This window comes from Streptomyces sp. NPDC057617 (assembly GCF_042800555.1).
GTDB lineage: Bacteria > Actinomycetota > Actinomycetes > Streptomycetales > Streptomycetaceae > Streptomyces.
Genome location: NZ_JBHVGV010000003.1, coordinates 353,463 through 379,756, shown reverse-complemented (window position 1 = coordinate 379,756; position 26,294 = coordinate 353,463). Strand labels below are relative to the sequence as shown.

Here is a 26,294-nt window from a genome sequence, read left to right as displayed (position 1 = left end):
CGCCGAGCACACCGTACGGAACCGGGCCCCGCCGCCGCAGTGGCAGCGGGGCCCGGGTGTACCCAGGTGTACGAGGACGCCGTGCGAGGCGGTCGTACGGTACGGAGCCGGGGTCAGACCAGGGGGCGGAGGCGGGCCGGGTCGGCGGGGCTGGTGCCCTCTCTCACCCCGGCCAGCAGGACACTGCCCTTGCGCCAGTCCTCCCAGTCGACGTTCCAGTCGCCGAAGCCGTTGCCGAAGTCCTCCATGTAGTCACCGGCGCTGTTGATCACCTGGACGAGATCGCCCTCCTGCACGTTCTCGAAGAACCAGGCGGCGTTGCCGGTGGACATGCCGACACAGCCGTGGCTGACGTTCGCGGATCCCTGTGAGCCCACCGACCAGGGCGCGGCGTGGACGTACTCACCGCTCCAGGTGACCCGGGTCGCCCAGTACACCGGCAGGTCGTAACCCTCACCGCCGCCGATGCCGACGCTGGTGCCCCGCATCCGTACGAAGTACTCCTTGCCCAGGATGACCTTGATGCCGTTACGGGTGGAGTAGCCGGGCTTGCCCGTGGTCACCGGGATGCTGGTGACCTCTTCGCCGTTGCGGTACAGCGTCATGTAGTGCGAGCTGGCGTCGACGATGGCCTCGACCCGGTCGCCGGTGGTGAGTTGGAGGGGCTTGACCTGGCCGCCGTACAGCTTGTCGCTGATCTTCACACCCTGGAGGGTGCTGAACGCGGTGATCTTGCCGTTGGCGGGCCAGTACTCCTTGGGGCGGTAGTGGAGTTCCTCGTCGTCGACCCAGTACCAGGCGCCCTCCTCGGCGGGGGGATTGGAGCGGACCTTCAGCGACCGCTCGATGACATCCCGGGCCTTCTTGTTGGTGATCGGCTGGCTGAGCGTGGCGGTGATGGGCTGCCCCACCCCGTACTCGCCCTTGTCTGGGCCGAATTCGACCGACAGGGTCCGCTTGGCCGGGAGGGTCTCGAAGGTGAGGGTCCGCGCACCGGGTTTGCCCTTCTTGTTCTCGGTGGCGACCCTGACGGTGTAGCGGGAGCCGGCCGCCAGCGGTGCCGTGGAGTGCCAGCGCAGCCCGTCGGCGGTGAGTTCACCCGCCAGATAGTGGCCCGCCTTGTCGACGGCGTTGACGTCCGTGATCCGCTCACCCTTGGCGGTGACTTCGAGCGGCTTGTTGGGATCGACCTTCGCTGCGCCCGCGGGCGTGCTGAAGACGATCTTCCCCGGGGCGGCTTCGCGCGGCTTCCCGGAGAGCGGGTGCGGCCCGTCGTCACCGCACGCGGTCGCGCTCGCCCCTAGGGACACGACCAGCAGAGTGCAGGTGAGGACGGCGCGCAGACGTGGCGTGTGGTTCATGAGCACACGGTAGGAAGATCTTTCCGGGGAGCGCGCGGCGAGCGGGGCAAACGGGGGGCCCGGCCTACTCCGAAAGAGTCGGCCGGGCCCTGGGACCTGTCTGCGGTGTTCTACTGGTTCTGGTTCTCGCCCCGGTAGAACTCGAAGACCCAGCCCCACAGGCCGATCAGGATCAGCGGCAGCGAGAAGTACAGCAGCCACCAGCCGATCGCGATTCCGAGGAACGCGAGCGCGCCACCGACGCCGAGCGAGAACGGCTGCCAGCTGTGCGGGGCGAAGAACCCCACCTCACCGGCCTCGTCCGAGACATCGGCTTCCTTGTTGTCCTGGGCCATCGCGTCCACCCGGCGGGCGGTGAAGGCCAGATAGAAGCCGATCATGACGCTCAGCCCGAAGGCCAGGAACAGCGCGGTCGTACCGGCCGGCTCCTTCGACCACACGCCGTACAGCACGGCGGCGGCCAGGATGAAGACGCTCAGCCAGATGAACATCTTGCCTTGGACCTTCACTTCGCGGCCTCCTTTCCGCCGACGAGGGCCACGGCCTCGGCCTCGTGGCCGAGGTTTTCGAGCGCGGCGATCTCAGGGTGGTGCAGATCGAACGCCGGGGACTCCGAGCGGATCCTCGGCAGGGAGACGAAGTTGTGCCGCGGGGGCGGGCAGGACGTCGCCCACTCCAGCGAACGGCCGTAACCCCAGGGGTCGTCGACCTCGACCTTCTTGCCGTACTTGGCCGTCTTCCAGACGTTGTAGAGGAACGGCAGGATCGACAGACCGAGGACGAACGAGCTGATCGTGGAGATGGTGTTCAGCGCGGTGAAGCCGTCCGAGGCGAGATAGTCCGCGTACCGCCGTGGCATGCCCTCGGCACCCAGCCAGTGCTGGACCAGGAACGTCCCGTGGAAGCCGATGAACAGCGTCCAGAAGGTGATCTTCCCGAGTCTCTCGTCCAGCATCTTGCCGGTGAACTTCGGCCACCAGAAGTGGAACCCGGCGAACATCGCGAACACCACGGTGCCGAAGACGACGTAGTGGAAGTGCGCGACGACGAAGTACGAGTCGGAGACATGGAAGTCCATCGGCGGCGACGCCAGGATCACACCGGTCAGGCCACCGAAGGTGAAGGTGACCAGGAAGCCGATCGTCCAGAGCATCGGTGTCTCGAAGGACAGCGAGCCCTTCCACATGGTCCCGATCCAGTTGAAGAACTTCACACCGGTCGGTACCGCGATCAGGAAGGTCATGAACGAGAAGAACGGCAGCAGTACGCCGCCGGTCACATACATGTGGTGCGCCCACACCGTGACGGAGAGACCCGCGATGGAGATGGTCGCGCCGATCAGGCCGATGTAACCGAACATCGGCTTGCGGCTGAAGACCGGGATCACTTCGGAGATGATGCCGAAGAACGGCAGGGCGATGATGTACACCTCTGGATGGCCGAAGAACCAGAAGAGGTGCTGCCAGAGCAGTGCTCCGCCGTTGGCCGCGTCAAAGACGTGCGCCCCGAACTTGCGGTCCGCCTCCAGGGCGAAGAGCGCGGCGGCCAGCACCGGGAAGGCCAGCAGGACCAGCACACCGGTCAGCAGCACGTTCCAGGTGAAGATCGGCATCCGGAACATCGTCATGCCGGGGGCGCGCATGCAGATGATCGTGGTGATGAAGTTGACGGAGCCGAGGATCGTACCGAAGCCGGAGAAGGCCAGACCCATGATCCACAGGTCGGCGCCGATGCCCGGCGACCGGACCGCGTCCGACAGCGGCGCGTAGGCGAACCAGCCGAAGTCGGCGGCACCCTGCGGGGTGAGGAAGCCGCTGACGGCGATGATCGAGCCGAAGAGGTACAGCCAGTACGCGAACATGTTCAGCCGCGGGAACGCCACATCGGGCGCCCCGATCTGGAGCGGCATGATCCAGTTGGCGAATCCCGCGAACAGCGGCGTCGCGAACATCAGCAGCATGATCGTGCCGTGCATCGTGAACGCCTGGTTGAACTGCTCGTTCGACATGATCTGCGTACCGGGGCGGGCCAGCTCGGCGCGCATGAAGAGCGCCATCACACCGCCGATGCAGAAGAACACGAACGACGTGACCAGGTACATCGTGCCGATCGTCTTGTGGTCGGTGGTGGTCAGCCACTTCACGACGACATTGCCCGGCTGCTTGCGCCGTACCGGCAGCTCGTTCTCGTACGAGTCGTCTGCTGCTGCGGCGGCACCCTGGGGTTCGTTGAGGATGCTCACAGTTTGTTCGTCTCCGCGTTCTTGGCCGGATCCGTCTGCGCGATGCCCGACGGGAGGTAGCCGCTCTGGCCCTTCTTGGCCAGCTCTTCGAGGTGCTGCTGGTAGCGCTCCGGGGAGACCACCTTGACGTTGAAGAGCATCCGCGAGTGGTCGACGCCGCACAGCTCGGCGCACTTGCCCAGGAAGGTGCCCTCCTGGTTGGGGGTCACCTCGAAGGAGTTGGTGTGCCCCGGGATGACGTCCTGCTTCATCAGGAACGGCACCACCCAGAAGGAGTGGATGACATCACGCGAGGTCAGGATGAACCGGACCTTCTCCCCCTTGGGCAGCCACAGGGTCGGGCCCGGATTGCCGGTCTGGGGGTTGCGCTGGCCCGGGACACCGGCGTCATAGACACCCTCGGCCCCCTGGGGGAACTGCTTGGTGAACCGGTTGGGAATGGCGTCGAGTTCCTTGGGGACCGTGGTCCCCGTCGACGGGTTGCCGTCCACGTTCTCGATGTAGTTGAAGCCCCAGCTCCACTGGTAGCCGACCACGTTCACGGTGTGGGCGGGCTTCTCGGAGAGCGAGAGGAGCTTCGTCTCGTCACGTGCGGTGAAGTAGAAGAGCACCGAGACGATGATGAGCGGGACCACGGTGTACAGCGCCTCGATGGGCATGTTGTACCGGGTCTGCGGAGGTACCTCCACCTTGGTGCGGCTGCGGCGGTGGAAGATGATGCTCCACAGGATCAGACCCCATACCAGGATGCCCGTGACGAGCGCTGCCGCCCACGAGCCCTGCCAGAGGGAGAGGATCCTGGGCGCCTCCTCCGTCACTGGGGTGGGCATTCCGAGGCGGGGGAAGTCCTTGTATGTGCAACCGGTGGCGGTCGCGAGGATCAGGCCCGCAGTCAGCACCTGCGGCAGCTTCCGCCGCATCGGGCGCCGCGACGAGCGGTCGGAGCCGTTGGGACTCACGTAGCGCCTTCCCGAGAGTCTCGCCCGCGCGGCCGGCCGCGGCCGTCTCGCTGGTCGGTCGCCGGCCCTGACGCGGGCAGGGGTTTGGATGTTTATGCGGACCAAACCCTACTGGACGCGAATTGGGGCCGTGCGGGGAGGGTGCCCAACGCGCCGGAGCCCCGTCCCGGCACCCTACGAAGGCCTCTTCCGCACCGTATTAGCGTGGTGGTGTGTCCTACTTCGACGTCGCTTCCTCCGCTCCGCTGCACCCCGTCGCCCGGCAGGCGCTTCAGGCGTCGCTCGACGAGGGGTGGGCGGACCCCGCCCGGCTCTACCGCGAGGGGCGGCGGGCCGTGCTGCTGCTGAACACGGCGCGGGAGGCCGCCGCGGAGGCGGTCGGCTGCCGTCCCGACGAGCTGACGTTCACCCCTTCGGGGACGCACGCGGTGCACTCCGGGATGGCCGGGGCGCTCGCGGGCCGCCGCCGGACCGGACGGCATCTCGTGGTCTCCGCGGTCGAGCACTCCTCGGTGCTGCACGCGGCGTCGGCCCATGAGGAGGCGACGGGCGGCGCGGTGACCGAGGTGCCGGTGGACCGGTACGGGGCGGTGGCGCCGGAGACGTACGCGGAAGCCCTGCGCGAGGACACCGCCCTGGCCTGTCTCCAGTCCGCCAATCACGAGGTGGGTACGGAGCAGCCGGTGGCCGCGGTCGCCGAGGCGTGCCGCAGCCGGGCGGTCCCGCTGCTGGTGGACGCGGCGCAGTCGCTGGGCTGGGGTCCGGTGGAGGGCGCCTGGTCACTGCTGACGGCGAGCGCGCACAAGTGGGGCGGCCCGGCGGGGGTCGGGCTGCTCGCCGTACGGAAAGGTGTCCGCTTCGCGCCGCGGGGTCCGGCCGACGAGCGGGAGTCGGGGCGCGCTCCCGGCTTCCAGAACATCCCTGCGATCGTGGCCGCCGTGGCCTCGCTGCGGGCGGTGCGCGCGGAGGCGGCGGACGAGGCGGTACGGCTGCGGGCGCTGGTGGACCGGATCAGGGCCCGGGTGCCGGAGCTGGTGCCGGATGTCGAGGTGGTCGGCGATCCGCAGCGCCGGCTCCCCCATCTCGTCACCTTCTCCTGTCTCTATGTCGACGGGGAGGCGCTGCTGCACGCGCTGGACCGGGCGGGCTTCTCGGTCTCCTCGGGCTCGTCCTGTACGAGCAGCACGCTGACCCCGAGCCATGTGCTGCGGGCGATGGGGGTGCTGTCGGAGGGGAATGTCCGGGTCTCGCTGCCGCTCGGTACGCCGGAGGCGGAGGTGGACCGGTTCCTGGAGGTGCTGCCGGGCGCGGTGTCCGGCGTACGGGAGCGGCTCGGCGCCCCTGTCTCCCCCGGCGCTCCGGGCGGAGGGCAGCCCTCGCTGGTGGTGGACGCGCTCGGCAAGCGGTGCCCGATCCCGGTGATCGAGCTGGCCAAGGTGTTCGGCGGGGTCCCGGTGGGCGGGACGGTGACCGTCCTGTCGGACGACGAGGCGGCGCGGCTGGACATCCCGGCGTGGTGCGGGATGCGCGGCCAGGAGTATCTGGGCGAGCAGCCGGCGGACCACGGTGTCGCTTATATGGTCCGCCGGGTCTCGTGATCCCGGAAAGGGGCTGTCCGGGGAGCGCTGCTCAGGACCCTGGTGAGGGGCTGTCCCGGAGCGCTGCTCAGGACCCCGGTGACGGGCTGCTCACGCCTGAGGGGCTGCTCAGGCCGCCGTCTCGGGAAGGTGCGCGTGGACCTCGGCCGCGGCGTCATGTCCGTACGCCTTGGTGAAGCGCTCCATGAAGTGGTTCCTGCGCAGGGTGTACTCCTGCGTGCCCACGGTCTCGATGACCAGCGTCGCGAGCATGCAGCCGACCTGGGCCGCGCGCTCCAGTCCGACGCCCCAGGAGAGGCCGGAGAGGAAACCGGCACGGAAGGCGTCGCCGACTCCGGTCGGGTCGGCCTTGGTCTCCTCCTCCGCGCAGCCGACGACGATCGGCTCCTCGCCGGTCCGGTCGATCCGGACGCCCTGCTTGCCGAGGGTGGTGACGCGATGGCCGACCCTGGAGAGGATCTCGGCGTCGCTCCAGCCGGTCTTGGACTCGATGAGCCCCTTCTCGTACTCGTTGGAGAAGAGGTACGTCGCGCCGTCGAGCAGCGTACGGATCTCCTCGCCCTCCATCCGCGCGATCTGCTGCGAGAAGTCGGCGGCGAACGGGATCCCGCGCGTACGGCACTCCTCGGTGTGGCGGAGCATGGCCTCGGGGTCGTCCGCGCCGATCAGCACCAGGTCGAGCCCGCCGACCCGGTCGGCGACCTTCTTCAGCTCGATCAGGCGGGCCTCGCTCATCGCGCCCGCGTAGAAGGAGCCGAGCTGGTTGTGGTCGGCGTCCGTCGTGCAGACGAACCGCGCGGTGTGCAGGACCTCGGAGATCCGGACCGACTCGGTGTCCACACCGTGCCGGTCGAGCCACCCGCGGTACTCGTCGAAGTCCGCGCCGGCCGCGCCGACCAGGAGCGGCCGGGTGCCGAGCTGGCCCATGCCGAAGCAGATGTTCGCCCCGACGCCTCCCCGGCGCACCTCAAGGTTGTCCACGAGGAAGGAGAGGGAGATCGTGTGGAGCTGCTCGGCGACCAGCTGGTCGGCGAAGCGGCCGGGGAAGGTCATCAGATGGTCGGTGGCGATGGAGCCGGTGACTGCGATTCGCACGGCGTGAACGCTCCTGCTGAAGGAGAACGGTGGACGGTTCACGCTACCCGGTCATCGGGCGCCCTTCCTAAGCTCTGGACAACTCCGAGACCGTCCCGATAGCGGCTCTCCAGCGGAATCCCCGGCCGTGTCCGCCGGAATCCCCGGCCGCTGTCCTGCGGGGAACCGCCCGGGCCGCCGTTCCGTCCCACCGGTGTCGTGGGCGGATCGGGCTGGATCGCGGTCGAGGGAGAACAGCGGTGAGCGGTACGGAGCGGCCTCAGCGAAGCCCCGAGCAGGGCACGGACCGCGTGGACCGGGAACGCCGGCGGTTTTCGCCGCTCGCGGTCGCCACGGTGGCGGCGGCCGTACTGATAGCCGGGGGCGGTGGCGCGTATCTGGCCACGAGCGCTTCCGGCGGCGGAAGCGGCTCGGACGGCGGCGGCGGGAGCGGTACGCCGAAGGGTGGCGACCGCAACCCGCCGCCGCTTGCTCTGGACGAGCCGGCGGGCGCGGATCAGCCCGCGGGCTCCGCCGAGGGCGGTGCGCCGGGTATCGCGCCGGGCGAGCCCGATCCACGGGGGTTCGTCTACCGTGCCAGGGGCCCGCTGCCGGACGGCCCCGGTACGGCCCGTGTGTACCGGCCGTCCGGCGAGGTCACGGCGGACGAGGTGGCCGGGCTGGCCGGGGCGCTGGGGCTGGCGGGCGCTCCGCGCCAGGACGGTACGTACTGGAAGGTCGGCACGGACAAGGACGGTTCGGGGCCGCTGCTCCAGGTCGCCCGGCAAGCGCCCGGGACCTGGACCTTCGCCCGGTTCGGGCCCGCGTCGGGCGGTGACGACTGCCGCAAGGTCACAAGCTGCGCGGGCGGCGGCTCGGGTGACACCAGTGGTTCGGGGGACCCTGGTGGCTCGGGGGCGGGCGCCGTGAGCGAAGAGACTGCGAAGAAGGCGGCGGCTCCGGTACTGAAGGCGGCGGGCCAGGGCGATGCCGAACTCGACGCCGGTCAACTGATGGGCGCGGTACGGGTGGTGAACGCGGACCCGGTGGTCGGCGGGCTGCCCACATACGGCTGGTCGACCGGGATCCAGGTCGGCGCGGACGGCCAGGTGGTCGGCGGTACGGGCCAGTTGGCGGCGCCGGAGGAGGGCGCCGCGTATCCGGTGATCAGCGCGGACAAGGCGCTCGAAGAGCTGAACAGGACCTCCGGCGATCTGCGCGTCCCCGGCCCGATCGTGGACTGCGCCACCTCGATGCCGCTGGAGAAGCCGTTGGAGAAGCCACTGGAGGACGGCACGTCCGCGGACCCGTGCGCGCCGCGGACCGTGGCGGACGCGGCGCCGGTGGAGATCGGGCGGGCGGTGTTCGGTCTGGCGCTGCGGTCCTCGGGCGGGCAGGGCGTGCTCGTACCGGCGTGGCTGTTCGAGGTGGTGCCCGGCGGCGGTACCCCGCCGTACACCCTGGCGCAGACCGCGGTGGCTCCGGAATTCCTGACCAAGGCGGCGCCGGAGGACTCGCCCGCGCCGGAGCGCAAGCCGGGCGACGACGGCCTGGGCTTCACCTCGTACGGCGTGGACGGCCGGACGCTGAAGCTGCGCTTCATGGGCGGGGTGTGCGGCTCGTACGCGGCTGTGGCGGACGAGAGCGGTACGGCGGTGACCGTACGGCTGTCCTACACGGAGCCGGCGCCGGGGACGGTCTGTATCACCCTCGCCAAGGAGCAGACCGTGTCGGTGAGGCTGGCGGAGCCGCTGGGCGGCCGGCAGGTGATCGACCGGGCGTCGGGCGAGCGGATGCCCAGGCTCTGACGGCGGCCCGGCCCAGGAGAGCGGCCGGGCCACGGGACGTGCGTGCCATCCGGGCACGCATAGGGAAGGCGGCGGGCCCGAGGGGGGACCGCCGCCTTTCTGTACCCCTGTGCCGCTCGGGCGGAGGGCTTAGCGGAGGGCTTAGCTGAAGGAGTCGCCGCAGGCGCAGGAGCCCGTCGCGTTCGGGTTGTCGATCGTGAAGCCCTGCTTCTCGATGGTGTCGACGAAGTCGATGGAGGCACCGCCGAGGTACGGAGCGCTCATCCGGTCGGTGACGACCTTGACACCGCCGAACTCCTTGACGACGTCGCCGTCCAGCGAGCGCTCGTCGAAGAAGAGCTGGTAACGCAGGCCGGAGCAGCCGCCGGGCTGTACGGCGACCCGCAGCGCGAGATCGTCCCGGCCTTCCTGGTCCAGCAGGGCCTTGACCTTGCTGGCGGCGGCGTCGGACAGGAGGATGCCGTCGCTCACGGTGGTGGTCTCGTCCGATACGGACATCGTCTTCTCTCCCGGGTTGTACGGACTGCTTGCCGACAGTGCAACCGGCTCGGCCGCGGATTCATTCCGGGCGCTGGCGCGTGTCTTGTGCCGTTCGTGTGCCGCCTTCATGCTCGCACACCCGCTCGCTGATCGTCAGCGGCCGACGGCCGCGGGAATGCGTCACATCGACGCTATCGCCATCGTCAAAGTGACACGAAAGGAGTTATGATAGATAACGTCAATTAGACGAAAAGGCTTCGCGGACCTTCGTTCGCGGGGAATTCGCGGGAAAAAACCCGCAGATCCGCAGACTCGCAGAGAAGAAAGGGTGCGTGACGTGACCACCGCCCAGCCCCGACAGGACCTCGATGTCCAGCCGACGCCCCTCGCCCTGCTGCTGCTCGGCCGGGAGGCCGACCCGCGGAGCGAGCGGGGCGTGGAGTGTCCCGGCGATCTGCCCTCCCCGTCCGACCCGGACCTGGTGGAGCGCGCCCGCGCGGCCAAGGAGAAGCTCGGGGACAAGGTGTTCGTCCTCGGCCATCACTACCAGCGCGACGAGGTCATCCAGTTCGCGGATGTCACCGGGGACTCCTTCAAACTGGCCAGGGACGCGGCGGCGCGGCCCGACGCGGAGTACATCGTCTTCTGCGGTGTGCACTTCATGGCTGAGTCCGCAGACATCCTGACCTCGGACGACCAGAAGGTCGTGCTGCCGGATCTGGCGGCCGGCTGCTCCATGGCCGACATGGCCACGGCCGAGCAGGTCGCGGAGTGCTGGGACGTGCTGACCGACGCGGGCATAGCCGAGCAGGTCGTGCCCGTCTCGTACATGAACTCCTCGGCCGACATCAAGGCGTTCACCGGCAAGCACGGCGGCACGATCTGTACGTCGTCGAACGCCGCGCGCGCCCTCGACTGGGCCTTCGAGCAGGGCGAGAAGGTCCTCTTCCTGCCCGACCAGCACCTAGGGCGCAATACCGCGGTACGGGAGCTGGGCCTGTCCCTGGAGGACTGCGTCCTCTACAACCCGCACAAGCCCAACGGCGGTCTGACGGCCGAGGAACTGCGGAACGCGAAGATGATCCTGTGGCGCGGGCACTGCTCGGTGCACGGCCGGTTCTCGCTGGACTCCGTCCGGGAGGTACGGGAGCGGATCCCCGGGGTGAATGTGCTGGTGCACCCCGAGTGCAAGCACGAGGTCGTGGCCGCGGCGGACCATGTCGGCTCGACGGAGTACATCATCAAGGCGCTGGAGGCGGCCCCGGCGGGCTCGAAGTGGGCGGTCGGTACGGAGCTGAACCTGGTCCAGCGCCTGGCGAACCGTTTCGCCTCGGAGGACAAGGAGATCGTCTTCCTCGACAGGACGGTCTGCTTCTGCTCAACGATGAACCGGATCGACCTGCCGCACCTCGTCTGGGCACTGGAATCACTGGCCGAGGGCAACGAGGTCAACCGCATCCAGGTCGACAAGGAAACAGCGGACTTCGCACAGCTGGCCCTGGAACGAATGCTGGCACTGCCGTAGCCGACGCGGCCTGGCGGCGACGCGGCCTGGCGGGGGCACCCACAACGGGCCGCCCCCGCACGGCAGCGGCCGCATGGGCCTGCCCTACGAGTCACACGGAATCACCGTACGGCCGCCTCCCCTCGGCAACGCGCGTCTTCGCGGGCTTCGGTACGAACATGCCGGCCCTGCCTCCTCTGACCTTTCGGCGCTTCTGACGCTGACTCCGTACCTGTCAGCCCGCTACTGGACGCGGCGTTCGGTACGGACGAGCGCTTCCACGACCTGTACCAACTGGCAAGGAGGGAGGCGCATCCGGACCAGTACTGCCGTACATGGACGTCGAGGGACAGGCCGAGGTCATTGGGCAGTACGGCGCGCAGATCCTGCCGGGACTGCCGCAGACCGAGGACTACGCCCGCGCGTTCTTCAGGGCTCTGCCTGGGCTGACTTCCGAGAAGCGCGAGGAGCGGGTCGCTGCCCGCACGGCCCGACAGGAACAACGGCGATCAGAGCCACCCCCGTTCCACTGCACGATCGTTGATGAGTCGGCATTCCGGCGGCCGGTCGGCAGCAGGGAATGCATGCATAACCGGCTAGCCTCGCCGCTCGCCCATTGACGCCGGGCCGCAGTGAAGAGGTGGAGGCGCCAGTACGAGCGGCTGCGTGCCAATGCGCTCTCGCTGGTACTGCTGGCGGGAGGGCGGCCCCAGGGAAGGGGTCCCCGGGTAGATCCGTCGCTGGTGCCCGTCCTCCTTCCCGGGTTGCTACGCAGGTCGAGGAAACGCAGTAGCGTGCCCGCGACCTGCGCGAAGCGTTGGACCCTGCGGCTGCCGAGGTTCACGCAGACTTCACGAAGTCGTACAGGAACGCGCTGAAGGAGTCCGCCACCCAGACCGGGCCGACGGAGTCCTCGGTGAGGCAGTGGACTCCGCCGTCGCGCAGGTCGACGTAGTAGTAGATATAGCCCTGGTGGGAGGCGACGAACAGGGCGTCACGAAGGTCGCAGTCGATGCCGAACTCCGCGCACATCGCCTCGGCATTGGCCCGGATGCCCAACACCGCCGGGTGGAAGATGGTCTCGCCGATGAGCGTTCGCCCGGATCCCGCACCCATGCAGCGCAGGAAGTCGGCGTACTGGGGCGCCAGCAACACCCCCTGATCCCGGGAGATCTCCTCGATCGCACTGTCGGTGAGCCCCCGGGACTGACGGTCGTCGACAAATCCCTCATCGACCAGGCGCACGTACACCGACCAGAACGGTCCTTCCGGGTACACGTGCCGCTTGCGGAACAGCTTCATCTCCGAAGAAGCCGCCTCCAGGCCGGACAGGAATTTGGAAATCAATTCCGTTAACATGACTTCCATCCTGGCAGAATCGACGTGTTCAACTTCAGTAGACGGCTTCCAGGTAGTCCTGGAGTGACATCGAAGTGCGTACGCTTCCCCCAGTCGCCGGAAACTGACAGTCCGCTCCACGCCCTGCGAGGAGAAGTCGATCTCACCGCACCCCGCCTTGGGCCGCGCCCTCGGCGACCAGGACGACGACCTGACGGCCTACTGACCGCAGCCGTCGTCCGTTGACGTTGTCAGCCTGCCGTCAAACGACCGGAAGCTCCACCGAACAATACGCCGGTGGAGCTTCCAGAATTTATGGAACGGCCCGGCAAGACGGCCGGAATCGCGCTACTCCAGATTGCCGAGAGTCCCCTGCGGACCCTCGGCCGTGATCGCGCGGAAAGCCTCGACCATGGCGGCCCCCCTTGGGCACGATCACGAGATCAGAACACTGGAAGAAGACAGAAACCCCTTCTTTCGAAGGCTGTCATTCACTATTCCTATCAGCTCAGAATCGGCTTTCTTATTTCCGCTGACCAGGCGGTATACGCGCCCGGATGAAGTGGCCCTAACCCCGACCGTCGGCCCATTCTCAGCAAATTTCGGAAGTACCCGAGTAGCAAATTCCTTAAACCCTACCGCGCCTTTTCCGATACCCAGGGCACGCGCCCAACCTGGGCCGGGAACCCATGGGACGACGTTCTGCTGTGGTTGTCTGTATTCGCAGTCCGATCCGTCTACATCGCAGAGTAGTTGAGGATCAGGCTCTCCAAAGACCAAGTTGAAAGCGAATTTGAGTGCGTCGAGAACAGGATCGTTGATGCTATCGCCCTTGTAGGGCACGGGCGAGGGTGCTGGCCCTGGGCTCGGTCTCGGCAGGCTACCGATGGTTCCATTGCTGGGTGGGGAGGCTGTACCGCCACCGCCGCCGACACCACCGCCACTACCGCCACCCCCACCACAGTGGTAGTAGCAGTCGTTCGGTCCTGTGCCTCCGGCGGGTATGCCGGGGGTGGGGCTTGCGGGGCCGGCAGGTCCGTCGTTGCGGGGCTCGCTGTGGCCCGTACCGTCGTCGATCCACAGTCCGGTGGGGTCACTGTGAGTGGCGGGGTTGTTGTTCCCGTAGCTGTACCCGTTGAGGGATTGTGGCTGTGCCGGATCGAGTACCGGGTCGACGCTGATGAACTGGCCGATGGCCGGGTCGTATTCGCGGGCGCCTATGTGGGTGAGTCCGGTGTCGGTGTCCTTGCTCTTGCCGAGGAAGCCCTTGTCGTCCGGCCAGGGGCCGTGGAGGGGCGTGCCTCTGTCTTTGCCGAAGGGGGTCAGGTAGCGCTTGGTCAGAGCCTGGGTGTCGGCTGTGATGGCGGTGGTGCCGGTGCCCTGCTGGTCACCGGCAAGATAGGTGATCGTCTCTGCGCCGGACTGATTGCTGCGCAGGGCGACCGCGGAGCCTGCGAAGGTGTAGTAACGGTTGGCCCACTTCTTCCCGGCCTTGAGATGGACTTCCGTGGCGCCGAGGTAGAGGACGGTCTCCCCGTCTGCGGCAGTGGTGCGGCGGATCAGGAGGCCGCCGTCGGCACCGTAGACGTAGTCCGTGGCGCGGGCCGCGCCGTTCGGGTCCTCGGCCAGGCGGGAGAGCCGGCCTTCGTCGTTCCAGTCGAGCCTCTGCGTTGTGCTGCCGTCCGGGCGTTTGGTGGTGTTGCCGTCCGCGTCGTACGTGTACTGGGCGGTGGTGCCGGTGCAGGAGCCCGTCGTGATCGTGGCGAGCAGGGTGTGGGGCTGGGTGGTGCCCGCCTTGTAGCAGTGGGTGGTGGTCGTCGAACTGCCGCCATGGGTGGTTTCGGTCGCCCGCTGGCCGGCGGTGTTGTACGTGTAGCTGGTCCAGTACGGGGCGGCGCCGCCGAGGTTGGCGGTCGTGCGGCGACTGGCCGCGCAGTCGGCGTCGGTCGGTGTCCAGGCCTCGGTCAGGCGCTGGTACCCGTCGTAGGAGAAGCACTGGGTGTCCGCGGCACCCGTACCGCCCAGGGTCGTGGTGTCGGAGACCTTGGTGACGTTGCCGGCATCGTCGTAGCCGTAGCGCAGGTTCAGCGCGTCGTAGGCATGGGACTGAGCGCGCACCTGAGTCCGCAGGAGCCGGTGAGTGCCGTCCTCGTAGCCGTTGGTGACGTCGATCTTCTTGGTGCCGGTCGCTTCGGAGACACCGAGCTGGAGGGTGGAGACCTGGGCCAGATCGGTGTAGGTGGTGTTGAGGACGATGCCCTTGCTGCCGCCGGTAAGGGTCGTGGGCAGACCCTCGCTGGAGTACTTGTACCCGACGATCTCGGAGGCGAGGCCGCCGGCCGCCGGTTCCGTGGTCTGCTGCAGCGTGCCGTCGATGTTGTAGTAGCTGGAGAATTTCAGCGTGTTGGTGGCGAGGGCGCCGGAGGTCACCAGCAGATCGTCGGACGGAAGCGTGAGGCTGGATCCGGTGACGTTGTAGCGGCTGTCGTAGGCCGTGACGCTCTGGGTGTACGCCTTGCCTCCCGCTCCCCCCACATACCTGGTGGACTCGGCGGGTTGACCCTTGCCGGAGGTGACGGTGTCGTAAGTGAGGTGGGTGAGCTTGTTGGCATCCGTCTTCTGCGCCGCGAGCACCGTGGGGCTGGTCAGGTCCGCGTTGGCGGCCGACTTCCAGGTGTCGGTGACCCGGCCGAGCACGTCGTAGGCGGAGATCACCGCCTGTCCGGTGGACGCCTTGCTCCAGGACACCTGGTCGAGTGCCGTGTAACCGGTCGTCGCGGTGCCCTTGTCCGGGTCACTCGCCGCAACCTGACGGCCGTAGAGGTCGTAGGTGTACGACCACACGGCGTCGTCCGGGCCGGTTACGGTCTTCTGCTTGCCGTCGGGGGTGTAGCTGAAGCGGGTGCGGGTGTACTCCGCCCCCGTACCGCTGCCGTACTCGGTGTCTGCGGGCGAGGTGCTCGCGTACTGGCGGGTCTCGACCGTGCGGCCGAGGGCATCGGTGATGGCACGGCTCGCCGAGCCGCCGGGGATGCCGCTGGTGGCGGTGGAGTCACCCGTGTAGGCGGTCGTGGTCTGCCACTTCTGCACCCCGCCGACCAGGAACGCTGTCGTCACCGGCCGGCCAGCCGCGTCGAACTCGGTCTTGGTCAGGCTCGGCGTCTCTCCGTACTCGGCCTGTGTGTATGTGCCCGAGGGGGCGGCGGAGTCGTAGATGTCGGCGTAGGACTCGTAGGCCAAGCCCCGGCTGTCGTAGCGGGTGTCGGTCAGGATCCGGCCGCTCGTCGCGCCCGGCGACTGCGTCTGAACGGGACGCAGCAGCGAATCGTAGATGGTGTAGGCGGTGGAGTAGGTGTCACCGTCCGCCTTCAGGGTGCCCGTGGAGGTCCAGGACGGGGTGGTGCTGGAGACGGAGTAGTCGAAGACATAGTTTGCGCTCTGCCCGCCGGTACGGATCCGGTTGGGCAGCCACACCGCGGTCGCGCGGCCGAGCGCGTCGTAGGCCGTCTCTGTGACCCGATTGTTCGGATCGAACACCTTCGTGGACTGGCCGCGTGCCGGGTCCACATATGTGTAGGTGCTGTACTTCGGGTCCTTGGTCTGGATCCGGGTGACCGGGCCGGTGTCGGCGGGAATGTAGATCGTCGCCATCGGATTGCCGTCCGCGTCCGTCGTGGTCGCGATGCGGCCCAGCGTGTCGAAGGTGGACTTACCGACCGTCTGCCAGGAGGACGGGGTGCGCTCGCCACCGGAGACGGCCGCCGGGTACGCGGAGGCCCGGCCGGTCCAGGACGCCTCTCCCTTGGTCGGGGTCTGCGACGCGCTCCAGACCGTCGCGTTCGGATTGTCGTAGACGGTCGCGGTGTCGGAGACGACGTCACCGGAGGACGCTGCGCCCGACGGCAGCAAGAGGTCCGCCTCGGCGACCGAGCATGCCCTGCCCACCGTCCGTATCCGAGAGGTGAGCGAGTTGATGCCAAGGCTGTCGTTGCGGGCGTACCAAGAACGTGTGCAGGTCTCGTCACCCGTCTTGGCCGTGTCGCCGGTGTTGTCGACCTTCACGACCATGCCGTAGTCGTCGTACGTGGTGGTGCCGGCCGTCGAGTGCCAAGCCTGCGTAGCCGTCAGATAAGTGTGCGTGGCCGTCTTGCCGGTGCGGACGTAGTACGCCTCGGTGTCGGCGTACGACTTGTGCTGCGTGGCCGTCTTCTTCGACCAGGGGTCGTTGACGGTGACCGAGACGGGAGTGGTCCCGTTGTAGGTGATCTGCTCGCGGAGGAAGCCGGAGTAGGGCTCGCTGTCCTTCTGGTCCGCCACATTCAGACCCTCGAAATCCAGCCCGGCCACGGTCGCGCTGCGTCGGGCGTCGGGGTCGAGGCCGCCGTCCGCCTTCAGGAGGCGGTCGCCGTCCATACCCTGCAAGTACACCGACGTCGTCTTCGACAGCCCGGAGCCGGATCCCTGGGTGGCGGTGACCGTGCGGTAGCCGCGCCAGATGGACCAGGTGCGTTCGTCGGCCGGGGTGAAGGGCGAGTCGTTGTAGTGCCAGGCAGGATCGGCGTAGGCGTAGTGACTCTCCACGGTCACGCCTTGGCCGGTGGGGTCACTGGTGATCACATCGGTGACCCGGTACTTGTGGAACCAGTCGATCGAGGCTTCCTCGGCGCCGTTGATGTGCCAGTACTGCGCGTAGCAGGACGACGAGTTCTGGTCCTCGGCCGCGGGCATGGCGCTGCCCCGCACGCATTCCGGGTCCGAGAGTGTCACATCGGTGATGGCGCCGGTCTCCGAGGTGACGGTGCGAATGCGCGGCCGGGTCAGCGGCAGGATGTCGTCCCGGTCGCCGTCCACGCGGTTGGGCCGCATGTCGTAGGCCAAGCTCACGGGGTTGAGGCTGATGGCTGTGCCGTTCTTCCCGGTGCGCTTCACGCTCTTGAGCGTCAGGGTCTGGTCGGTCGTGTCACCGATGTCCCCGCCGTCCAGGTACTGCTGGGTCAGATCCCAGGTGTCCACCGCAGAGAAACTGCCGGCGGTTGCCGACCAGACGGAGGTGTCGATCCTGGTCAGCCGCTTACGGGAGAAGAATGCCGGCCCGACGGCATCACAGTCGGCCCCTGACGCGCAGATGGCATCGAAGGGGACGTCCGGCCAGTTCGGAGCTGTGGAGTCCTTCAACTCCGTGCAGTCGGAGGCCGTACAGCGCTCCGTATACGAGAAATCGACCTTGCCCGAGGTCACCCCTGAGAACAGGGCATCGGCGCGCTGCCCATAGAGGATCTTGGTCAGGTAGCCGCCGCGGGTGTAAGTGGCGGTGGCGGTGTCCGCGCCGTTCTTGGCGTAGGAATTGGTCTCCTTGGTGTACCAGTACGACATCGCGTTGTCGTGCGGGTCCTCGACGTAGTCGAGGTTCCACCGCCACGCCTGCGTCACCGCGCGGTCGGCGAACGCGCTGCCCTGGTCATAGCCGGGTTCGCCGGAGTCGTCACCGAACACCGGCACCGTCCATACCGAATTGGTGCGCTCGGTGCCGGCGCCGGACAGCTTGTTCAGGCCGAACACGTACCGGGTGCCGTCCCCGGTGGTGACCGTCCAGTACTCGCCGTTGTTGTCGCCGTTGTCCGCTCCGGTCGACAGCGTCACCGTCGAGGCGTCGTCGTTCTTCAGCCGCCACGTGCCCGTGGTGTCGTCCTTGACCAGCTCGGAGGCTTTGCCGTTCAGGACCAGGCTGGCGTTGTCGATCTTCCAGCACTGGTCGAACTTGTCTTTCTGCCCGTCGTCGTCGCACGAACCGTAGGTGCGCTCTATGTACGAGTTGGCGGACAGCTCGAAACCCTCACCCACCTGGGTGGACTGGTTGTTCGTCGACGCCGTCTTCCCGTCCACGGATCCCGAGTCGTAGGAAAGGGACAGGGAAGGGGAGGGTCCGGGGGCCGGAGGAGTTGCCATCGGGTACGACCAGGTGAACGCGCCCGACGACCCGCCCGCCTCCCACGTGGCCGACGGAGACAACTGCGTGGCCGAGTAATTGCCCGAACCGGACGCCGACTCGCCCGCAGTGGTCGCCGCCAGGGCCAGCACAGTAGGAGCGGAGGCCGACAGAGCGACCGTACCGGTGACCGTCCGGGCGGAGATGTCGTTGGCCGACGCCACCGGGGTGGTCCTCCGGCACTCCGCCTTCTCCGGCGTGGTCAGGGCACACTCCGGCAGGCGGACCAGTCCCAGCCGCCCCGACCAACCTCCGCCATAGGCCGAGGCGAACTCCCCGTACCCCACGCTCACTTCACCGGCACCGGACCGCGAGGTCTCGGCCGACAGCAGAACCCCCTTGATCCCCAGGGCTGTCGCAGCCTGGTGACCGAGCACCTCCACCCGCACCGACCCGTCAGCGGGCAGGCTCCCGGGGGACTTGGCGGACTTCTGCGTCTTCGGTGCGTCCGGTGCGCTGACGGCGAGTGGCAGGCCACCCACCTCCGCGGCGGGCGTCCTTCCTGCGGTGCCCACGCTCAAGCGGCCTTCGCCGCCCCGGGGCCACACCGCTTTCTGCTCGCTCCTCGCGTTCTTGGCCCGGGCCTCGTTCTCCTTCCGTACGGCGGCGGCCTTCTCGCGCTCGGCCTTGGCACCGAGCCCGGTCACCGCCTCGGTCCTGCTGACCTTCCTCTCCCACAACGGCTTCAAGCCGTCCGGGCCCTCAGCAGCCCAGGCCACGGGAGTCACCCCGCCGCCGACCACTGCTACGGCCACCGTCAGGACCAGTACATTCTTGGCCCGCTCATGCCAACGTCGTCGACGCGTCATCCGTCTTCCGAACACCAACAACCCCCACAAGTGTCGTGAATCAGCCAGAGAAGGAACAGCGGACCTCGCACAGAGGCACCGCGCCGTACATGTGGTGCGGCCAGGAAACGGTGGCCAGTGCCGCGTGAACGTGCGGCACCGGCCACCGCACCAGATCAGCCGGACGCCTCGTCGCTCTCGTCGTCCTGCGCCACATTGACCAGGTCCTCGACCTGGTCATCGTCGGCCGCGGCGCCGACCCAGATCTTGATGTCGGTGATCTCGCCCGGCAGGTAGTGGCCCCATGTCTTGTTCACGAAGCCCTTGCCACCGGCCAGCTCATCCGCCCCGATCATCGCGGTGTACGCGGTGTCCACGTCGTTCTGGACGGAGGCGAGGTACAGACGGATCGTCCCTTCCTGGGCGTCGTAGACCCCGGTCAGGCGCACCGCGCCGTCGGAGGCCACCTCGTTGGAGTCGACCGCGGTGAAGGATTTGTCGCTGTTGAGGCGGCCGAAGCGCCAGTACCCCACGGACCTGGTCAGCAGCTCGCCCGTCTCTTCGTCCATGTACTCCTCGGAGCTGGTGCGCTCGTACCACAGGCCCCACGCCGAACCGTCCGCCGTCCGCTGCCCGAGGACCTGGGCCGTATAGCCGTCCGGCTTGGTGCGCAGCACCTTCTGGTTCAGCTCGACTTCAGTGGTCACCGTGAACGATTCCCGGTCGTCGACGACCGGTCCCGGCGTGGTGACCGAGTCATTGGTACCGTCCAGCACGATCGCGTCGTTGACGACGGAGGCCCCGTCGTTCATCTGGAGCGAGCGGCCGTACCCGCTGACCGTATCCGTGAGGGCGGCGGTGCCCGTGCTGCCCAGCGGTTTCCACTGCGCCACGAGTTCCACAGCCCGTGCGGTTCCGTCCGCGTTCAGGAGCTTGGCCACCTTGGCGACCTCGGCGTCCGGCAGGGCCGTCTGGAACGCGGCGACCTCGTCGACGCCGCCCTTCCAGTAGTCGTTGTACGTGCCGTTGTAGCCGCCGGCCCGTCCGATCTGGAAGTTGCCGTCGACCGCGGTCGGCCGCCCCGCCTCGGGGACCGGGACCGGATCACCCTGGCGCTGCCCGTTCACGAAAAGGCTCAGCGTGTGCGCCTCACCGTCGTAGACACCCGCCAGATGCGTCCAGGTCTTCAGGGTGATGCCGGGTGTCGCATCGGCGCTCGCGCCGATGTACTTGCGCGCGCCGTTTGCGTCGTACCAGTGCGTCAGGAACACCCAGCGGCCGATCCCGTGCGAGTAGTACAGCGAGATGCCCTTGTTGTCGCTGCCGGTCTGGGAGAGCACCGTATGGAAGGAGCCGTCGTCCGTCGGATACGCCCAGGCCGAGACGGTGAACGAGGACTGTGTGTTCACCACGGGCCCTGACGACGCCGCATACCCGGTCTGCTGCGAGCTGTTGGTGGCGTTCAGCCACAGAGATCTGTCCGCATCGCCCAACCGGGCCTGCGACGACCAGCCCGCACCGGCCTCGTACAGGGTGAGTTTGTGCCGGCTGCCCGGCGCCGTCCCCGCATCTGCCGCAGTCGTCCCCCCGGAATTGGGGGCAGAGTCATTGAAGTGCCACAGGCCCGAGGGACCTTCGCCCTCTGCGACATTGAACCGGATCGCTGTGGTCTCCCCCGACTGACCGGTTCCCACGCTGTCCACCGCCCGTACGTTCAGGACCTGCACGCCCGAAAGAGCCGGCTTGACCGACCGGGTGAGCGAACTCGTCGCCGACACCTTCGTCCACGACTTGTCGGTGGCGAGCTTGTACTCGAACGCGACGATGTTGGCATCGGCGGAGTTCTTACTGAACGTGAACTGCCCCGCAATGCCGGGACCGCCCGTCGCCGCACCGCAGCCGTCCCCGTCATCGGGGCACACCGCGTACACCGCTCCGGCAGGCGTGGTCACCGTCGGCGCCTTGGGACGGGTCGAGTCGACCGTGAAATAACACCAGCCCTTCGTCGTCACCGTGCTGTGGCTCTCGATCGTGCCGGCGCCACTGTTGTAGTAGGAGCGCGTGAACACGGCCATCCGGTAGGCGGTGTTCTGCGCCAGGGTGATTGGCGAGTCCACCGTCACCGTGGCGTTGTCCCCGACATAACCACTCGACGGACGGATCGGCTCGGTCGCCACGACCGACCACCCATCAGACGTCTTCTGCTGGACATAGAAATGAGCCCGCAGACTCGCCCCGCTCTCACCGCCGGAAGCCGCCTGCACCTGGGCACTGAACTTCGGTTTCGGGTTGGAGATCCAGGCCGGATCGGATGCGTTCGTCTCGCACGAGGAGGCGACGCTCGGGCTGGTCGGCACCGCCGGCTCCCCGACGTAGGTCACGGCCAGCACCGCATCGTTCCGGAACCGCTTCCACGCCGATGCGTCGCCCTCGTCCTTCGCCTTGAGCATCAGGGTCAGGCGTGAGAACTTACCGTCCGCGAAGCTCTTCACGGTCGGTGTGAGGTTCTCGTAGCTTTCATTCGGGTCGTCGTTGAACTCGATCGGCGCCGCCGGGCTGTCGGGATCGCACGACGAACCCCGCCCCGCGGATACGTTCCGGTCACCCACCAAGTCGATGGCGGACGGGCGCGTGGCCCACGTTGTGGACGAGGAAATATTGCCCATCCGGTACAACTGCACCCACCGCGGGTCGCACTGGAACGCCCACGGCTCAGTCACCCGGAACGTGGCATCCAGAACCCGCTTGCCCTTGAGGCTCGCCGGGGAGAACTCGAAGTACAGGCGCTGCACATACCCCGGGCCGCAGTAATAACCGCCCCACGTACCGCACTTGCCGACACCCTGCCCCAGGTTGTCGCTGCCGTTGCCCCACCCGTACGACTCGTAGCCGTCCGACCGCAGCAAGGTCCGTTCCGCCTCACCCCATGACACAGTGGGATCGATGTAGAGCGGGAAGTGCTGTACCTCGGTGTTCACCAGCAGGTCCGGGTCGGGCCTGACCGTGAGGGAGTCCTCGTCCACCGCGACATCCATCGGCCTCACCGTGTCACCGGCCATCGGCTCAGCACCGGACCCGCCGTCGTCGGCGACCTCGCCGGAATCGGTCGAGGCGTCAGCAGCCCGCAAGGACGACGTCTCCACCGCCGGCGGTGTGGCGCTGGAGCCCGCCGAGTCCCACATCTGTGCCCTCGGTGCCCGAAACACCCAATTACCGTCGGCATCGACAGCGTTGAAGCCGCCGCTGTTGTTCTCAACGACACTCAGCCGTGACGTCTTCAGCGAGTACTCAATCCGTTCCAGTTCCGGGCGTGCGGCGGCCTCGGGGGTCTTGACAACCAGGACATGCCGGAAACCCTCGGCAGAGGCCGTGACTTTCAGATCCACGTCCTTCAGGACAGCGCGATAAACAGCGCTCGTCCCGTCCAGCTCAGGTTCCGGCAGCGCGCCGAGCCACCCCAGAGCCAGAGACTGGCCATCCTCCTCGATGCGCACCAGCGGATCGCCGTCCCCGCCGCCGGAGAACTCCATGCTCACCGCAGCGGCCTTGGGCGCCACCGTCCCGTCCGCCCGGCGCACCAGTGTCGCGTCGGGAGTCTGCCAGCCCCCGTCAGCCGTCGCCACCCGCACCGGGACGGCCGACTGCTCCAACGTGAGCGTCGACCCATCCGGGTTGGCATAGACGGTCGTATCCGACGACCGCTCCCCCACCACCTCAACCCGCTCACTGGTCTCAGCCGCCGTCACCAACGCCCGCGCGGCCTCACTCTGCTCCGACCCGCGTTCCGACGCAGCGGACACCCCGGACACCCCGGACCGCGGAACAGCCTGCACCGATGCAGGCAACGGCCCCAGCACCAGCGCGCCGGCAGTCAACGCCACCAGCACACCACTCGACCAATCTGGTCTTCGGCAACGCACAGCCATCAGTCCCCCCGTTCACGAACCGCGCCAGACCTTGAACCCGTTCAAAGCCGCCACATAAAAACACCCAGCAAAATCACAGGACAAGGATCTTGGGGAGAGAATGAGACACCGTGATCCTTCACGGGACAAGGATCTTGAGGGAAGAATGGGATACCTTGATCCATTTCCGACTTCCGTTTGTGCAGATTGCATGAAGAATGAGGATGGCTTGAAGTAGTGTGGTGAAGTTGCTCGTGCTGCACCGCAGTTTCTGCTGCAGACACTGGATGGCCACGAACAGTTCGTCGCGGCAGGGACGCCGGCGTGGGCGGAGGGGACCACTTTCTGCCCAGCGAGTAACAGGGGCCGGCAGCCCGGATCGGCACCCGGCCGCGCTGCTTCCGTAAATCGCTGGCGCGGTATATGGACAGAGGCGGATGATCCGCAGGGTCCGGGGCCGCTATGGACCCTCGCCACCCGTCCGGGAGACCTTGTGATGACCCTTCCCGAGTCCGAGCCGTCCGGGTCCCGGACCGAAGTACGCGCGGCGGCCGGGGCGCTGCGTGGCAGCTGGGAGGCGGGGGTGGCGGTTTTCCGTGGCATCCCGTTCGCCGAGCCCCCGGTCGGTGCGTTGCGATTCGCCGCGCCGCGGCCGGTACGGGGGTGGAGCGGGGTGCGGGAGGCTGTCTCGTACGGTCCGCCGCCTCCGCAGGGCGGCCACTTCGGCATGGACGCGCTGTCGCGGGACGCGGCGGACGACAACTGGCTGACGGTCAACGTCTGGTCGCCCGACCCCGGCCCGGGCGCGGGGCTGCCGGTGATGGTGTGGATCCAGGGCGGCGCGTACGTGATCGGTATGTCCGGCCTCCCCGAGTACGACGGCGCCCGGCTCGCGCGGGACGGCGGCGTGGTCGTGGTGACGTTCAACTACCGCGTGGGTATCGAGGGGTTCGCACAGATCGAGGGGGCTCCCGCCAACCGGGGTCTGCTCGACCAGGTCGCAGCTCTTGAGTGGGTGCGCGACAACATCCGGGCCTTCGGCGGCGACCCCGGCCGGGTCACGGTCTTCGGCGAGTCGGCGGGCGGGGGATCGGTCGCCGCGCTGCTGGCGATGGAACGTACGGCCGGGCTCTTCCGCCGGGCCGTCGCGCAGAGCGCGCCGGGCACGTTCTTCTCACCGGAACTCGCCGCGGACATCGCCGGTGCCTGCGCCGCCGAGCTGGGGCTGCGGCCCACGGTGGCCGACCTGTCCGGCGTTGCCCCGCACCGGCTGCCCGCCGCCGGCGACGCGGTCGGCGCGAAGCTGGACCGGTGGGCGGAACGCTGGGGCCGGCCCGCGCACAGATCGATCCCCTTCGCGCCCGTGGTCGACGGCGATGTCCTGCCCGTCACGCCGTGGCAGGCCCTGGCCGACGGCGCCGGGCGCGATGTCGGACTCCTCGTCGGCCACACCCGCGAGGAGCAGCGCCTGTTCACCGCGCTCGGCGGTCTGCTGGGCGAGGTGACGGAGGAGCAGGCGGCGACCGCCCTCCGTGTCTTCACCCCGGGTCCGGACGGCGCGCGCAGCTACCGCGACGCGTTCCCGGCGGCAGGCCCGGACGAGCTGTACGAACTGGTCCATTCCGACTGGCTGTTCCGTATGCCGACGCTGCACCTCGCCGAGGCCCAGACTGCCGCCGGCGGCCAAGCGCACGTCTACGAGCTGACCTGGCCCGCCCCGGGCATGGGCGGCGCCCTCGGCGCGTGCCACGGCCTCGACGTACCACTGGTCTTCGGCAACCTGGACCGCGGCCAGCCAGCGATGCTGATCGGTGAGGCACCCTCCCCGGAGGCGGAGGCCCTGTCCGCACACATGCGAGCCGCGTGGACGTCGTTCGCAACCCATGGCGACCCGGGCTGGCCGCCGTACGACACCGATCAGCGCCTGGTGCAGGTCTTCGACAGCCGGCCGGTTGTGACGACCTACCCGGAGGAACCGTCCCGCCGGATCTGGCAGAACTACGAGTTCCCGGCGCTGCCGTTGATCGGGGGGTAGCTGCACGGCCGGCTGAAGGTCAGGGCCGAGGGGTAGTCGGGGTGGGCGGGGCTGCGGGGGAAGGAAGGGGCGGCCTCGCCTGAAACGACACCTGCCGGCCCACCCCGACCCGACCCCCGCCAACCCGGCTCAGTGCCGCGGCGCCTTATACGCCTTCGGCAGCCGCATCCCCCGCTCCGCCATGATGTCCCGCACCCGGTCCGGGTAGTCCGTGATGATGCCGTCGATACCCATGTCCATGAGCGCCTCGATCGTCGCCGGGTCGTCGCACGTCCACGGGATGACCTTCAGACCGCGCTTGTGGGCGTCGGAGATCATCTTCTTGTCCGGGTAGAAGCGGAAGTTCGGGTCCGCGACCGTGCCGTTCTGCGGGAAGCCGTAGTTCGGGGACAGCGCCGTGACACCGCGGATGGTGGACGCCGCCTTGACGAAGTCGCCGTCGTAGTCGTCCGCGTCGATGCCGCCGAGCCACGGGGACGCGCCCTCCTTGCCGACCTGGAGGAAGTCGTAGTTCGTCAGCGCCACCAGCGGGTACTTCGGCGCCAGCTTGTGCATCTCGTTCAGCGCGCCCCAGTCGAAGGACTGGATGGTGACCTGCTTCTCGATGCCCGAGCGGTGGATCTCCTCGTACACGCGGCGGACGAACAGCTCGCGCGGGGCGGTCTGTTCGGGCGCGCCCGCCTCCACCTTCGTCTCGATGTTCAGCTTGACCTGCTTGGCCTTGTAGCTCTTGACCAGGTTGAGGACGTCCTTCAGCTCCACCATCCGGAAGCCCTTGATCTGCTCCTGCTCGGGGTAGCCGGGCAACTGCTCGTAGCCGCAGTCCATGGTCTTGAGCTGGGCCAGCGTCAGGTCCTTGATGTACTTCCCGACGTACGGGTACATCGGGTCACCCGGCACCACCGGCGCGGTGTCCTTGCACTTCTGGGCGCTGATCTGCCGGTCGTGGTTGACGACGACCTTCTGGTCCTTGGTGACGTGGGTGTCCAGTTCCAGCGTGCTCACCCCGAGGCGCAGCGCCTTGCCGAACCCCTCCAAGGACTCCTCGGTGGTCAGACCGAGGCCGCCGCGATGCGCCTGAAGGTCGAAGTGGGTCTTCCGGGGCGGTACGTGATCGTGGTGGCCGTTGGCCGTGGTTGCCTGCGCAGTCGCCGGGAGGGCGAGCGCCGGCATGACGGCCAGGGCAGCGAATCCATGCCAGAGGGACATCTGAACC

At 68.1% G+C, this 26,294-nt stretch carries 15 protein-coding genes; 5 read left to right on the top strand and 10 right to left on the bottom strand.

Features of this window, described 5'->3' with window-relative positions; translation table 11 throughout:
* Positions 1–113: 113 nt before the first annotated feature.
* The 4 genes from ACFU9P_RS10560 to coxB form a co-directional block, all read right to left on the bottom strand.
* Complete coding sequence (locus ACFU9P_RS10560; protein ID WP_376385000.1) at positions 114–1,361, bottom strand: Ig-like domain-containing protein; 1,248 nt, start codon at positions 1,359–1,361, stop codon at positions 114–116.
* Positions 1,362–1,471: 110 nt separating this feature from the next.
* A complete protein-coding gene (locus tag ACFU9P_RS10555) occupies positions 1,472–1,870 on the bottom strand; it encodes a cytochrome c oxidase subunit 4 (RefSeq protein WP_376384997.1) in 399 nt (132 codons plus the stop codon).
* The gene (ctaD, locus tag ACFU9P_RS10550) at positions 1,867–3,603 is read right to left on the bottom strand and encodes a cytochrome c oxidase subunit I (RefSeq protein WP_376384995.1); all 1,737 of its coding nucleotides are present in this window, start codon (positions 3,601–3,603) and stop codon (positions 1,867–1,869) included. Before ctaD ends, ACFU9P_RS10555 begins: the two co-directional genes overlap by 4 nt.
* A complete protein-coding gene (coxB, locus tag ACFU9P_RS10545; RefSeq protein WP_376384992.1) occupies positions 3,600–4,562 on the bottom strand; it encodes a cytochrome c oxidase subunit II in 963 nt (320 codons plus the stop codon). Before coxB ends, ctaD begins: the two co-directional genes overlap by 4 nt.
* A gap of 212 nt (positions 4,563–4,774) precedes the next feature.
* Between coxB and ACFU9P_RS10540 the strand changes: the two genes are divergently transcribed.
* Complete coding sequence (locus tag ACFU9P_RS10540) at positions 4,775–6,160, top strand: cysteine desulfurase/sulfurtransferase TusA family protein (RefSeq protein ID WP_384078582.1); 1,386 nt, start codon at positions 4,775–4,777, stop codon at positions 6,158–6,160.
* A gap of 108 nt (positions 6,161–6,268) precedes the next feature.
* Here the strand turns inward: ACFU9P_RS10540 and ACFU9P_RS10535 are convergent, their stop codons facing one another.
* Entirely contained in the window at positions 6,269–7,255 is a 987-nt protein-coding gene (locus ACFU9P_RS10535) for a carbohydrate kinase family protein (protein WP_384078580.1), read from the bottom strand.
* A gap of 239 nt (positions 7,256–7,494) precedes the next feature.
* On the opposite strand from ACFU9P_RS10535, the gene ACFU9P_RS10530 reads away from it, so the two are divergent.
* On the top strand, positions 7,495–9,042 hold the full coding sequence (locus ACFU9P_RS10530; protein ID WP_384078578.1) for a hypothetical protein: 1,548 nt from the start codon (positions 7,495–7,497) through the stop codon (positions 9,040–9,042).
* A gap of 141 nt (positions 9,043–9,183) precedes the next feature.
* Here ACFU9P_RS10530 and ACFU9P_RS10525 read toward each other — a convergent pair whose 3' ends face one another.
* Complete coding sequence (locus ACFU9P_RS10525; protein WP_046496510.1) at positions 9,184–9,540, bottom strand: iron-sulfur cluster assembly accessory protein; 357 nt, start codon at positions 9,538–9,540, stop codon at positions 9,184–9,186.
* Positions 9,541–9,859: 319 nt separating this feature from the next.
* On the opposite strand from ACFU9P_RS10525, the gene nadA reads away from it, so the two are divergent.
* Together nadA and ACFU9P_RS10515 are read left to right on the top strand one after the other, a co-directional pair.
* Positions 9,860–11,047 carry a quinolinate synthase NadA gene (gene nadA / locus ACFU9P_RS10520; RefSeq protein ID WP_384078576.1) on the top strand — a complete coding sequence of 396 codons (1,188 nt, stop codon included), beginning with the start codon at positions 9,860–9,862 and terminating at the stop codon, positions 11,045–11,047.
* A gap of 314 nt (positions 11,048–11,361) precedes the next feature.
* A complete protein-coding gene (locus tag ACFU9P_RS10515) occupies positions 11,362–11,646 on the top strand; it encodes a Scr1 family TA system antitoxin-like transcriptional regulator (RefSeq protein WP_376384977.1) in 285 nt (94 codons plus the stop codon).
* Positions 11,647–11,866: 220 nt separating this feature from the next.
* On the opposite strand, the gene ACFU9P_RS10510 is transcribed toward ACFU9P_RS10515, so the two are convergent.
* The 3 genes from ACFU9P_RS10510 to ACFU9P_RS10500 all read right to left on the bottom strand — a co-directional run bounded on the left by ACFU9P_RS10510 (position 11,867) and on the right by ACFU9P_RS10500 (position 22,938).
* Positions 11,867–12,373: an SMI1/KNR4 family protein gene (locus tag ACFU9P_RS10510; protein WP_376384974.1), complete on the bottom strand. Its 507-nt coding sequence runs from the start codon at positions 12,371–12,373 to the stop codon at positions 11,867–11,869.
* A gap of 426 nt (positions 12,374–12,799) precedes the next feature.
* Positions 12,800–19,069: an RHS repeat-associated core domain-containing protein gene (locus tag ACFU9P_RS10505; protein WP_384078573.1), complete on the bottom strand. Its 6,270-nt coding sequence runs from the start codon at positions 19,067–19,069 to the stop codon at positions 12,800–12,802.
* A 245-nt stretch (positions 19,070–19,314) separates the two neighbouring features.
* On the bottom strand, positions 19,315–22,938 hold the full coding sequence (locus tag ACFU9P_RS10500; protein ID WP_384078572.1) for a LamG-like jellyroll fold domain-containing protein: 3,624 nt from the start codon (positions 22,936–22,938) through the stop codon (positions 19,315–19,317).
* Positions 22,939–23,539: 601 nt separating this feature from the next.
* Between ACFU9P_RS10500 and ACFU9P_RS10495 the strand changes: the two genes are divergently transcribed.
* Positions 23,540–25,078, top strand: coding sequence for a carboxylesterase/lipase family protein (locus ACFU9P_RS10495; protein ID WP_384078571.1), 1,539 nt, complete (start codon positions 23,540–23,542; stop codon positions 25,076–25,078).
* Between the two features lie 129 nt (positions 25,079–25,207).
* Here ACFU9P_RS10495 and ACFU9P_RS10490 read toward each other — a convergent pair whose 3' ends face one another.
* The gene (locus tag ACFU9P_RS10490) at positions 25,208–26,287 is read right to left on the bottom strand and encodes a glycerophosphodiester phosphodiesterase family protein (RefSeq protein WP_384078570.1); all 1,080 of its coding nucleotides are present in this window, start codon (positions 26,285–26,287) and stop codon (positions 25,208–25,210) included.
* Positions 26,288–26,294 lie beyond the last annotated feature (7 nt).